The 11,261-nt window shown below is 66.8% G+C and carries 13 protein-coding genes; 5 read left to right on the plus strand and 8 right to left on the minus strand.

Annotated features, from left to right (window positions below; genetic code table 11):
- Window positions 1–19: 19 nt before the first annotated feature.
- Window positions 20–796, minus strand: a complete 777-nt coding sequence (locus tag AC5Y47_RS22320; protein ID WP_499946433.1) for an enoyl-CoA hydratase/isomerase family protein — start codon at window positions 794–796, stop codon at window positions 20–22.
- A gap of 83 nt (window positions 797–879) precedes the next feature.
- Between AC5Y47_RS22320 and AC5Y47_RS22325 the strand changes: the two genes are divergently transcribed.
- The 5 genes from AC5Y47_RS22325 to AC5Y47_RS22345 all read left to right on the plus strand — a co-directional run bounded on the left by AC5Y47_RS22325 (window position 880) and on the right by AC5Y47_RS22345 (window position 5,727).
- Window positions 880–2,535 (plus strand): thiolase C-terminal domain-containing protein, encoded by a 1,656-nt coding sequence (locus AC5Y47_RS22325; RefSeq protein ID WP_499946434.1) that lies wholly within the window; start codon window positions 880–882, stop codon window positions 2,533–2,535.
- A 7-nt stretch (window positions 2,536–2,542) separates the two neighbouring features.
- A complete protein-coding gene (locus AC5Y47_RS22330) occupies window positions 2,543–3,412 on the plus strand; it encodes an alpha/beta hydrolase (RefSeq protein WP_499946435.1) in 870 nt (289 codons plus the stop codon).
- Window positions 3,412–4,227 (plus strand): NAD(P)-dependent oxidoreductase, encoded by an 816-nt coding sequence (locus AC5Y47_RS22335; RefSeq protein ID WP_499946436.1) that lies wholly within the window; start codon window positions 3,412–3,414, stop codon window positions 4,225–4,227. Before AC5Y47_RS22330 ends, AC5Y47_RS22335 begins: the two co-directional genes overlap by 1 nt.
- Before the next feature lie 106 nt (window positions 4,228–4,333).
- Entirely contained in the window at window positions 4,334–5,539 is a 1,206-nt protein-coding gene (locus AC5Y47_RS22340) for a cytochrome P450 (protein ID WP_499946437.1), read from the plus strand.
- Window positions 5,536–5,727, plus strand: coding sequence for a ferredoxin (locus AC5Y47_RS22345; RefSeq protein WP_499946438.1), 192 nt, complete (start codon window positions 5,536–5,538; stop codon window positions 5,725–5,727). Before AC5Y47_RS22340 ends, AC5Y47_RS22345 begins: the two co-directional genes overlap by 4 nt.
- A gap of 23 nt (window positions 5,728–5,750) precedes the next feature.
- On the opposite strand, the gene AC5Y47_RS22350 is transcribed toward AC5Y47_RS22345, so the two are convergent.
- The 7 genes from AC5Y47_RS22350 to AC5Y47_RS22380 form a co-directional block, all read right to left on the minus strand.
- Entirely contained in the window at window positions 5,751–6,044 is a 294-nt protein-coding gene (locus tag AC5Y47_RS22350; RefSeq protein WP_499946439.1) for a DUF1330 domain-containing protein, read from the minus strand.
- 12 nt (window positions 6,045–6,056) lie between these two features.
- Window positions 6,057–6,245 carry a ferredoxin gene (locus tag AC5Y47_RS22355; RefSeq protein ID WP_499946440.1) on the minus strand — a complete coding sequence of 63 codons (189 nt, stop codon included), beginning with the start codon at window positions 6,243–6,245 and terminating at the stop codon, window positions 6,057–6,059.
- The gene (locus AC5Y47_RS22360; RefSeq protein ID WP_499946441.1) at window positions 6,242–7,519 is read right to left on the minus strand and encodes a cytochrome P450; all 1,278 of its coding nucleotides are present in this window, start codon (window positions 7,517–7,519) and stop codon (window positions 6,242–6,244) included. Before AC5Y47_RS22360 ends, AC5Y47_RS22355 begins: the two co-directional genes overlap by 4 nt.
- Window positions 7,520–7,627: 108 nt before the next feature.
- Window positions 7,628–8,134, minus strand: a complete 507-nt coding sequence (locus AC5Y47_RS22365) for a hypothetical protein (protein ID WP_499946442.1) — start codon at window positions 8,132–8,134, stop codon at window positions 7,628–7,630.
- On the minus strand, window positions 8,131–8,748 hold the full coding sequence (locus AC5Y47_RS22370; RefSeq protein ID WP_499946443.1) for a TetR/AcrR family transcriptional regulator: 618 nt from the start codon (window positions 8,746–8,748) through the stop codon (window positions 8,131–8,133). Before AC5Y47_RS22370 ends, AC5Y47_RS22365 begins: the two co-directional genes overlap by 4 nt.
- Window positions 8,749–8,839: 91 nt before the next feature.
- Complete coding sequence (locus AC5Y47_RS22375; protein WP_499946444.1) at window positions 8,840–9,985, minus strand: thiolase family protein; 1,146 nt, start codon at window positions 9,983–9,985, stop codon at window positions 8,840–8,842.
- Between the two features lie 92 nt (window positions 9,986–10,077).
- Entirely contained in the window at window positions 10,078–11,244 is a 1,167-nt protein-coding gene (locus tag AC5Y47_RS22380; RefSeq protein ID WP_499946447.1) for an acyl-CoA dehydrogenase family protein, read from the minus strand.
- Between the last annotated feature and the right edge of the window lie 17 nt (window positions 11,245–11,261).

Raw genomic sequence — 11,261 nt, forward strand, 5'->3', positions numbered from 1 at the left:
AGAATCAATGCGGGCTTTATCATCGCGACCACTTCTGGCGCAGCGCGGCCGCCTCGCTGGTGGCGTGCGTCATCACCTGGTTGCGATTCTCCAGCTCGATCGCCGAGGCGAGTCCCGGCGCGTCCGCATTCACGTGCAGTGTGCGCTTGGTCAGCTGCGTGGCCAGAGCCGGGAGTTCGGCGATGTCACCCGCCAACTCCACCGCGTGGTCGAACAGCCGCTCGGGTTCGACCATTTGGCTCACCAGACCCCGTCGATCCGCCTCCTGCGCGGAGACCGTGCGCCCGGTCAACATCCAGTCCGCGGCGACACTGGAACCGACGATGCGCGGCAGGTGGTAGCTCATGCCCATCTCGGCTCCCGACAGCCCCAGCAGAATCGCCGCGTTGCCGAATGTCGCTGCCGTCGAACAGATCCGGATGTCGGCGGCCAGGCTGATGGCCAGCCCCGCACCCACACACGGACCGTTGACCGCCGCGATCACCGGCTGCGGGAGGTCGCGGATCGCCTGCGGTATCGCGGCCATCGACTCCTGGAATCGGAGCCGGTCGATGGCCGGATCGTCGGCTTCGGGGATCCCCGCTCCGAAGCCGCGCACGTCGATGCCCGAGCAGAAGCCGCGGCCGGCGCCGGTGATGACGACGGAGCGCACGGCACCCTCGGCAGCCAGCCGACCCAATGCCGCGGTGAACTCCGCCAACATCTCGGAGTTGATCGCGTTCAACCGGGACGGGCGGTTCAGTCGGAGTACCACCACACCGGAGCGCGGCGTCTCCCGAACCAGCGTCTCCGTCACACCCGGAGATGATAACGTAATTCTCCGATTCGCATAACGCGCCTACCGTAGTGTGCGTTGGCAATTCGAATTGCGGAGGTGACGTGTCAACAGCCCCGGGACGCCCGCTCCCCCAACTCACCGACCAGAACGAATTCTTCTGGACTGCCGGTGCCGACGGAACGTTGCGGATCCAGGAGTGCCGGGCCTGCGCGGCGCTGATCCATCCGCCCGCACCGGTTTGCCGTTACTGTCGCTCCCGCGACATGGGCGTGCGTGACGTTTCGGGTCGGGCGACACTGGCCGGCTTCACCGTCAACCACCGCTTCAGCCTGCCCGGTATGCCGGCGCCGTACGTCGTCGCGGAGGTGGCGATCGCCGAGGATCCGCGGGTCCGCCTCACCACCAACATCGTCGACGCAGATCCCGGGCAGCTCGAGCTCGGACAACCGGTGGAAGTCGTGTTCGAGCAGATCGACGACGTGTGGCTGCCACTGTTCCGTCCGGTCGCCGAAGCCGAACCCGGCGCGCTGCCGGAGGACGAGATCGCACCGGAACGCTTCGGCGAATATGTCCGGCCGATGCTGAGCGCCGAGAAGTTCGAGGACAAGGTCGCGCTCACCGGAATCGGCATGTCGCCGATCGGGCGCCGGCTGATGGTGCCGGCGCTGTCGCTCACGGTGCAGGCGTGTGAAGCCGCCGTCGCCGACGCCGGACTGACTTTCGACGACATCGACGGGCTCTCGACCTATCCCGGCGGCGGCAACGTGGGCGGCTTCGGCGAGGGCGGGGTGACGGCGCTGGAAGCGGCCCTGGGCATCCGGCCGACCTGGCACAACGGCGGCATCGAGACGTTCGGCCCGGGCGGGTCGGTGATCGCGGCCATGCTCGCGGTCGCCGGCGGACTGGCCCGGCACGTGCTGTGTTTCCGGACCCTGTGGGAAGCCACCTTCAACGAGCACATGAAGCAGGGCAAGATCGTCCCCTCCGGCGGCCGCACCGCAAGCTGGCAGTGGCCGTTCGGCGCCACCTCCGCCGCGCACACCCTGGCGATGACCGCCCAGCGGCACTTCCACCGGTACGGCACCACCAAGGAGACGCTGGGCTGGATCGCGCTGAACCAGCGCGCCAACGCCGAACTCAACCCGACCGCCGTCTACCGCTCCCCGATGACCATGGACGACTACCTGGACGCCCGGCCCATCACTACCCCGTTCGGTCTGTACGACTGCGACGTGCCGTGCGATGGCGCCGTCGCGGTCATCGTCTCCGCCGTCGACGCCGCCCGGAACCTGGCCAAGCCGCCCGTACTGGTGGAGGCGGTCGGGACGCAGATCGTCGAGCGCATCGACTGGGACCAGAGCACCCTGACCCATGAACCGCAGGTGCTCGGTCAAGCCGCGCACATGTGGACCCGGACGTCGCTGAAGCCCTCCGACGTCGACGTCGCCGAACTCTACGACGGCTTCACCATGAACTGCCTGTCGTGGATCGAGGCGCTCGGCTTCTGCGGTATCGGCGAGGCGCGCGAATTCCTGGACGGCGGCAAGAACATCGCCCGCGACGGCCTGATCCCGCTCAACACCCACGGCGGGCAACTCTCACACGGCCGCACCCACGGCATGGGCCTGCTGCACGAGGCCGTCACCCAGTTGCGCGGCGAGGCCGGGGCGCGCCAGGTCGCCGGCGCCCGGGTCGGTGTGGTCAGCAGCGGCGGGCTGACGCCCAGCGGCGCGATCCTGCTGCGGGCCGGCGAATGAGCAGCGCATGACTCCCCGCCCGCGGGTGGTCATCGTCGACGGCGTACCCATGTCCGGGGTCATCGCCGAGGCGGACAATCCCCAGGCGGTGATCCTGGCCATCCACGGCGGCGGCACCACCGCGGTCTACTTCGACTGCCCCGGGCATCCCGAGTTGTCACTGCTGCGACTGGGTCCGACGCTGGGGTTCACCGTGATCGCGCTGGACAGGCCCGGCCACGGCAGTTCGGCGGCCTACCCCGAGGCGGTGCAGACTCCGCAGCAGCGCGTCGACCTCGCCTACGGCGCGGTGGAACGCATCCTGGGAGAGCGCCCGCGTGGTGCGGGCCTGTTCGTGCTGGGCCATTCGGGGGGCTGCGAACTCGCCACGCGGATGGCCGCCGACGGGCGCGGCGCCGCACTGCTGGGACTCGAACTCGGCGGCACCGGCAGGCGCTATCACGACGCGGCCAAGCAGATCATGAAGGCCGCCGAGGTCAAGGAACGTCCGCCCGGCACCCGCGAATTGCTATGGGAGCCGACGCGGCTGTATCCCGAGGACATCCTGCGCGGCGTCACGAACTCGTCGACATCGCCGGCCTACGAGCGGGATGTGGCGCTGAACTGGCCGCACCGCTACTTCCCGGAACTGGCGCCCTCGGTGCGGGTGCCGGTGCGCTTCACCCTCGGCGAGCATGACCGGGTGTACCGGGGTGACGACAGCAGCCTTGCCGAGATCCGCGAGATGTTCACGCGAGCACCACTTTTCGTCAGCAACACGCAAGGCGATGCCGGGCACAACCTCAGCCTGGGGCACAACGCCGCCGACTACCACCGCAAGGTGTTCGCGTTCGTCGACGACTGCGTAGCCGCGCGCTCGGGCTCGGAGACCGGTTGATGCGCGTCGGGTTCATCGGGTTGGGCAACCAGGGTGCGCCCATGGCACGCCGCATCGTCGACGGCGGCTTCCCGACGACATTGTGGGCGCGCCGGGCGGCCAGCCTGGAACCGTTCGCGGACACCCCGGCGAAGGTGGCCGGGTCGCCGGCCGAGCTCGCCGCCGGAAGCGATCTGGTCTGCCTGTGCGTGGTCGGGGACGCCGACGTCGAGGAACTCACCTCGGGGGACGACGGGATACTGACCGGGCTGGCGCCCGGCGGCGTGATCGTCGTGCACAGCACCGTGCACCCGCAGACCTGCCGGGCGCTGGCGGAAAGAGCTGAGCTGCAGGGCATTTCGGTTGTCGATGCCCCCGTCAGCGGCGGCGAACCCGCCGCGGCCAGCGGGCGGCTGCTGGTCATGGTCGGGGGTGATGCCGACGTGGTCGAGCGCTGCCGTCCGGTCTTCGAAACCTACTCCGACGCCATCGTGCATCTGGGCGACTTGGGATCGGGTCAGACCACCAAACTGCTCAACAACCTGCTCTACACCGCCAACCTGGGCACGGCGGCCGCCGCCCTCGCGCTGGCCCAGGATCTGGGGGTCGCGCCCGCCCGCCTGTCCGAGGTTGTCTCCCGCAGCAGCGGGAACAGCTTCGCGCTCAATTCCATTGGCAGCGTCGGAAGCTTGGACCGCCTGTCCGGTCTGGCCGGCGCCCTGTTGCAGAAGGACGTACGACTGCTGGTGGACCTCGCCGAGCGGGCGTCGGCTTCTACCGGCGCGGTGCTCGACGCCGCCGACGCCGCGCTGGCCTTGATGGGCCACTCCCGATGAGCGTCAAGTCCTTTTCGCCACGCGGGCAAACCGCTACCGTTGACGTTACAGTCGAGCTTTCAGCTGTAATGATGCCAGTCCCCTGCTCAGCATCGAGGAGCGTTCTATGACCACTTCGAAGGTCGTCTTCGATCCGTTCTCGGAAGACTTCTTCAACGGCGCCTGGGACACCTACCGACGAATGCAGGAAGAGGCGCCCGTCTATTACAGCGAGGAGTACGACTTCTACGCGCTGACCCGCCACGAGGACGTGGCCGCCGGTTTGAAGAATTTCGAGACGTACTCCTCGGCGTTCGGCATCGACCTGTCGATGGTGCGCACCGGCAAGCCACCGGCGCAGAAGTCGATCATCTTCATGGACCCGCCCGACCACCGGCACATGCGCAGCCTGCTCAACAAGGTTTTCACGCCACGGGCCATCCAGGCCCAGCAGCCGATGGTCCGCGAGAAGATCGACAAGTATCTGAGCAGGGTTGATCCCGAACACTTCGATGTGGTCCAAGACTTCTCCGGGCCGTTCCCGGTCGAGGTGATCACCACCATGCTCGGGGTGCCCGAAGAACACGCCCAGCGGATCCGCCATCTGATCGACGAGGGGTTGCACCGCGAACCGGGACAGGTTGAGGTCGGTGAGCGCGGCATGCAGGCCAACATCGAAACCGGAATGCTGTACTACGAGATCTTGCAGCAACGTCGCATCGAGCCGCAGGAGGACCTGTTCACGAAGCTGATCAACGCCGAGATCACGCGTGAAGACGGTCAGACCACCAGTCTGGATGACATCGAAATAGCCGGATTCGCAACGCTATTGGGTGGTGCGGGGGCTGAGACGGTGACCAAGCTGATCGGCAACGCGCCGGTGGTCTTCGCCCGGTTCCCCGGCGAGTGGCAGAAGTTGCTCGACGACCGCAGCAAGATCCCCGCCGCGGTGGAGGAGCTGTTGCGCTACGAGGCGCCGTCGCAGTACCAGGTGCGTTGCTCGACGAAAGACGTTGAGCTGCACGGCGTCACGATCCCGGCCATGAAACCGGTGTTCCTGATCAACGGTGCCGCCAACCGCGATCCCGACGCGTGGACCGATCCCGACACTTTCAACATCGACCGCGATCGGCACGAGGCACTGAACCTGAGTTTCGGCTACGGGATCCACAGCTGTTTGGGTGCGGCGCTGGCCCGGATGGAGAGCGTGATCGCACTGGAGAAGTTGCTCGACTTCATGCCCCGCTACGAGGTGGATTGGCAGAACTGCAACCGCGTACACATGCAGAATGTCGCGGGCTGGAAGAACGTACCCGTGAAAGTCGTGTCATGAGAATCGAAGTCGACTGGGATCTGTGCGAGAGCAACGGCGTGTGCATGGGCATCATCCCCGAGGTGTTCGAACTCGGGGACGACGACATGCTCACGGTGCACCGGACGGAGGTCACCCCGGACATCGAGGAGCAGGTGCGCGAAGCCGTGCGGCAGTGCCCTCGGCAGGCGATCTCCCTCGAGGAGTAGCGGGCTCGGCTTCCCGCTGAAACCTACAAACCGGCGAGGATGACGGCGTTGCAGTCGGCCGCCGCCTGGCGCAGCTTCGCGGCGTTCTGATAAGCCTCGGAGTCGTACCAGGCGCGGGCGGCGTCCACCGATTCGAACTCCAGCACCACGGTCTGGTGCCCGTGCCAGTCCCCTTCGAGGACCGTGGGTGCGGTGTCCACGGCGAGGACTTTGACGCCACCCATCGCCGCGCCCGCGGCCTTGCCGTAGGCCTTCATGCCTTCCGGGTCTTTGATGGCCTCGGTGAGGATCACATACCCTTTGGGTCCGTTGGACATTGGTGAATCTCCTCAGCGCTCTTTGATCGCCTGCTCGGGACAACATTCGATGGCCTCGCGGGTCGCCGCCTCGAATTCCGCTGGTACGTCGGAGGTTATCGCTTCGGCGTACCCGTCGTCGGTCAAGGTGAAGACCTCCGGGCACAGGGTCAGACACATGCCGTGCCCGCGGCAGGACCCGTCGTCGACCCAGACCTTCATGCCGGCGTGAACTCCAGGTGCAGCTCGGTCAGACCGCGCAGGATATAGGTCGGCACGTACTGATAGCGACGGTCGCCGGCCGGGCCGTGCACCCGCTCGTCGATCCTGATGTCCGACGTGCGGTCCAGCAACCGTTCGATGGCCACCCGGGTCTCGGCGCGCGCCAGCGGAGCGCCGGGGCAGCTGTGGATCCCGCGGCCGAACGAGATGTGCTGGCGGGCGTTCTTGCGGGCCGGATCGAACGTCGCCGGTTCGTCGAAGCGACGCGGGTCGCGGTTGGCGGCGGCCTGCACCACCATGACCGTGGTGCCGGCCGGCAGGTCGACGCCACCGACGTTGACCGGCACCCGGTTCATCCGGAAGTCACCCTTGACCGGGCTCTCGTGCCGCAGCGACTCCTCGATGAAATTGGGGATCAGGCTGCGGTCCTTGCGCAGTTGCGCCTGGATGTCGGGACGCTCGGCCAACGTCTGCAACGACGCGCCCAGCAGCCGCACGGTGGTCTCCTGGCCCGCCGAGAACACGTTGCTGGCGACGCGGGCCACGTCTTCGACGTCGGGAGTCGAGCCGTCGGGGTAGGTGGCGGTGGCCAGGCCGGTCAACACGTCGTCGCGGGGCTCGCGGCGGCGGTCGCGTACATAGTCGGAGAACAGGCCGTAGAGGAATTCCAGCGGACTGTGCGCCAGCGCTTCCTTGCCGGTGCCGCCGATGCCGCCGCCCGAATGCTGACGGATGCCCTTGATGAACTTGTCGCGGTCCTCCATGGGCACGCCCAGCAGGTCGGCGATGACCAGCAAGGTGAACGGCCCGGCGAAACCCTTGATCCACTCCCCTTCGCCGGGGGCCAGGAAGTCGTCGAGCACCTGGTCGGCGAGTAACCACATCGCGTCCTCGTTCTCCTTGAGGCGCTTGGGCGTGATCAGCCGCATCAGCAACGAGCGGTGGTTGGTGTGCGTGGGCGGGTCCAGGGTCGGCAGCTGGTCACTGAACGGCAGCTTGTCGCGGTGCTGTTCGATCAGCTCGGTGATGTCGTCGGAGCCTTCGACGGGCACCGGGAAGCCGGGGAACGGTCCGGTCACCGAGATGCAGGACGACCACGTCCCGGCGTCGTTCAACACCGCGCAGGCTTCCTCCCATCCGGTCACCATGGTGACGCCGTGATGCTTTTCCCGGGTGACGGGACACTGCTCGCGCAAGGCCTCGTAATACGGGTAGGGATCCTCGACGAGCTGCTTATCGCGGAAGAAATCCAATTCGGTGAAGTCGTTCACCATCTCCATATCCCATCTCAATCTCGGCAAGCGAGAACGTGCCTCTCACACTTGAGCATTACATTTCCATAGGGGTACGACGGCCGTCAACGTGGACGACGGCGGGTCGAATCAGCTCGCGGGAACCAGGTCGGCCGCGACCGACGGAACGGACATCACGCCACTGCGGAACCGCTCGGCCGCAACGGATGCGGTCTCGATGACTCCGGCCGCCGCCAGCGCGCGCGCCTTGAAGATCTGCGCCGCCATGCTCAGCCGGTGCTCGACTACGCCGACACTGTCGTCCAACTCGGCCGGCCAGGTCTTGCCCCACAGGGTGACCTCGGTGACGCCGTGGTCGAGGGCTTGCAGCACCCCGGACCGCACCCGCGGATCGGAGCCGAGCAGATCGGCCGCGGCCGCCAGCGCTTGCGGGCGGGGACGGGTAGCCACCGCCGCCAGCGCGGATTCCAGGTCGAGGGTCTTGGCGCCCAGGATGTGCAGCGGCCGATCGTCGGGGTGGTCGGTGAGCAGCACGGTGACGTCCCAGCCCGCCATCGACCGGTCGAAGAGCCAGCCGCCGGCGAACGTCACCACGTCGGCGACGCTGGAGGCGACGACGTCCAGGCGGTATCTCATGTCGGGTTCTCCGTCGTCCTGGACGGGGCGAAGTCGCGCGCCAGTGTCTCCGCGTACTCCTTGAACACTTCGGTCAGCGGTATCGAAGGATCGAGCAACCATGTCATTTCCATTCCGTGGATGAACGCCAGAATTTCTACTGCCTTGACGGCGGGGTCTATGTCGGCGCGGAATCGGCCGGCGGCCTGACCTCGGCGGATGCCGGCGGCGACGATCTCGGTCGCGTCCCGCTGCCGGGCGACCAGACGGTCGTGCAGGGGGGCGTCGGGGTCGATGTTCTCGCCCAGCAAGACCGTGAACGTGCCGACCAGGTCGGGCGCCCGGTTGAAGCGGTCGGCGACCTGTGCGATCTCGCCGAGGAGATCTCCGAAGCGGTCGGAATGCATGTCGTCGTCCAGGTCCCGGGCGTCGAGCACGGCGTGCAGGAGTTGTTCCTTGGACTCGAAGTGGTGCAGCAGTCCCGCCGGGGTCACCCCGGCTTCCCGGGCGATCTGGGCCAGCGTGGTGTTGCGCCACCCGTTGCGCGAGACCAGTCGCTGCGCCACGGCGAGGATCCGTTGTTTACGGTCCTCCCCCTTGGCCAGCAGGGAGTCGTATGGGCGTGCGTCGGACACCGCGCTCCTACAGATGGGCTGTCTGCAAAACCTACTGAACACACAGTAGGTTGGTTTGCCGACGCTGGCAAGGGCTCTTTTTCCGCTGGATTCAGCCGACCAGTTCGACGATCGTCGCGTTGGCCGTACCGCCGCCTTCACACATGGTCTGCAGGCCGAAGCGAATCCCGTTGTCGCGCATGTGATGCACCATGCGCGTCATCAACACCGCACCGGACGCGCCCAGTGGGTGTCCCAGCGCGATCGCGCCGCCCAGCGGATTCAGCCGGTCGGGATCCGCGCCGGTTTCGGCGAGCCAGGCCAGCGGCACCGGTGCGAAGGCCTCGTTTACCTCGAAGACCCCGATGTCGCCGATCCGGACGCCCGACTTGGCCAGCACCTTCTCGGTAGCAGGAATCGGGCCGGTCAGCATCAGCACCGGGTCGGCTCCGGTGACCGCGCCGGCGCGGTACCGCACGATCGGGGTGAGCCCCAGCTCCAGGGCCAGGTCGGAGGTGGTGATCAACAGCGCGGCCGCACCGTCGGAAATCTGCGAGGAGTTGCCCGCGTGGATGACCCCGTCCTCGGCGAACGCGGGTTTGAGGGCCGCCAGTTTCTCCACGGTGGTCCGCCGCCGGATCCCCTCGTCCTGATGCACCACGGAGTCATCGGTGAACACCGGCACGATCTGTTCGGTGAACGCGTTGCCGTCCTGCGCCGCCGCGGCGCGTTCGTGGGACAGTGCCGAATACTCGTCGAGCCGGGTTCGCGAGAAGCCCCATTTTTCGGCGATCATCTCCGCCGACAGTCCCTGGTTGAACGAGAAATCGTCATAACGTTCAAGCACTTTCGGTCCGTACGGCATGCCCGTGGCCCTGGCCGAACCGAGCGGCACGCGACTCATTACCTCCACACCACCGGCGACCACCACGTCCTGCTGACCCGACATCACCGCCTGCACCGCGAAGTCCAGCGCCTGCTGGCTCGATCCGCAGGCCCGGTTGACCGTGGTGCCGGGGATGGTTTCCGGCCAGCCCGCGGCCAGCACGGCGTAGCGGCCGATGTTGCTGGACTGGTCGCCGACCTGGGACACACAGCCCCAGATGACGTCGTCGATCAGCTCCGGGCTGATACCGGCGCGCTCCAGCAGCTCGGTCAGCACGACGGCGGACAGGTCGGCGGCGTGCATGCCGGACAAGCCGCCGTTGCGCTTTCCGACCGCGGTGCGCACCGCTTCGACGATGACCGTTTCACGCATGTTCCGCTCCCCTCGCCCGACAGCTCGCCGAGCGTGTACTGACTGCGAAAAAAGTGCGCAGAATTCGCAGTGGCTACACGTTCGACGCGAGCCTAGTAGCTGCGCGGCAGCTTCAGGACATGAGAACCCAGGAAGTTCAGGATCATCTCCTGGCTGACCGGCGCGATCTTCATCAGCCGCGCCTCGCGGAAGTACCGGGTGACGTGATACTCCTCCGCGTAACCCATCCCGCCGTGGGTTTGCAGCGCCCGGTCCGCGGCGGTGAAGCCGGCGTCCGCACACAGATATTTGGCCGTATTGGCTTCTCGCCCACAGGGTTTGCCGTTGTCGTAGAGCCAGGTGGCCTTGCGCAGCATCAGTTCGGCGGCGTCGAGGCGGGCCAGCGAATCGGCGAGCGGGAACTGCAGACCCTGGTTCATCCCGATCGGCCGGCCGAAGACCTCGCGCTCGTTGCCGTACTTGACCGCCTTGTCCAGCGCGACCCGACCGATGCCGAGCGCCTCGGCCGCGATCAGCATCCGCTCCGGGTTCAGGCCGTCCAGGATGTACTGAAAACCCTTGCCCTCCTCGCCGATTCGGTCTTCGACGGGGATCTCCAGGTTGTCGATGAACAATTCGTTGGAGCTGACGGCGTTGCGGCCCATCTTCTTGATCGGGCGGACGTCGACGCGGCTGCGGTCCAGGTCGGTGAGGAACAGCGTCATGCCGTCGGTCTTCTTGGTGACCTCGTCATAGCTCTGGGTGCGGGTCAGCAGCAGGATCTTGTCGGATTCCATCGCTTTGGAGATCCAGACCTTGCGGCCGTTGACCACGTACTTGTCACCGTCGCGCTTGGCGAAGGTGGTGATGCGCGAGGTGTCCAGGCCGGCACCGGGTTCGGTGACGCCGAAACAGACGTGCACCTCGCCGGTGGCGACCGCCGGCAACATGCGCTGCTTCTGCTCCTCGGAACCGTGCACGACGACGGGCTGCATGCCGAAGATCGACAGGTGGATGGAGCTGGCGGCGTTCATCGCGCCGCCGGATTTGGCGACCTCCTCGAGCAGGATGGTCGCTTCGGTGATGCCCAGACCGTGCCCGCCGTACTCGGTGGGGATGGTCATCCCGAGCCAGCCGCCGTCGGCTATGGCGCGGTAGAACTCCGTCGGGAATTCATGCGCCTGGTCCTTCTCCATCCAGTAGTGGTCGTCGAACTTCGACGCCAGCTCGGCGACCGATCGCCGGATCAGTTCCTGGTCCTCGGTCAGCTCGAAATTCATCCCCGCCACGGGCACCT

The organism is Mycobacterium sp. NGS22, from assembly GCF_059813095.1.

Bases quoted from the DNA above. Each gene is read 5' to 3' on its own strand.
- AC5Y47_RS22375 (WP_499946444.1), bottom strand. From the start codon at position 9,985: ATGCGTGAAACGGTCATCGTCGAAGCGGTGCGCACCGCGGTCGGAAAG.
- AC5Y47_RS22365 (WP_499946442.1), bottom strand. From the start codon at position 8,134: ATGAGATACCGCCTGGACGTCGTCGCCTCCAGCGTCGCCGACGTGGTG.
- AC5Y47_RS22345 (WP_499946438.1), top strand. From the start codon at position 5,536: ATGAGAATCGAAGTCGACTGGGATCTGTGCGAGAGCAACGGCGTGTGC.
- AC5Y47_RS22355 (WP_499946440.1), bottom strand. From the start codon at position 6,245: ATGAAGGTCTGGGTCGACGACGGGTCCTGCCGCGGGCACGGCATGTGT.
- AC5Y47_RS22330 (WP_499946435.1), top strand. From the start codon at position 2,543: ATGACTCCCCGCCCGCGGGTGGTCATCGTCGACGGCGTACCCATGTCC.
- AC5Y47_RS22380 (WP_499946447.1), bottom strand. From the start codon at position 11,244: ATGAATTTCGAGCTGACCGAGGACCAGGAACTGATCCGGCGATCGGTC.
- AC5Y47_RS22360 (WP_499946441.1), bottom strand. From the start codon at position 7,519: ATGGTGAACGACTTCACCGAATTGGATTTCTTCCGCGATAAGCAGCTC.
- AC5Y47_RS22335 (WP_499946436.1), top strand. From the start codon at position 3,412: ATGCGCGTCGGGTTCATCGGGTTGGGCAACCAGGGTGCGCCCATGGCA.
- AC5Y47_RS22350 (WP_499946439.1), bottom strand. From the start codon at position 6,044: ATGTCCAACGGACCCAAAGGGTATGTGATCCTCACCGAGGCCATCAAA.
- AC5Y47_RS22340 (WP_499946437.1), top strand. From the start codon at position 4,334: ATGACCACTTCGAAGGTCGTCTTCGATCCGTTCTCGGAAGACTTCTTC.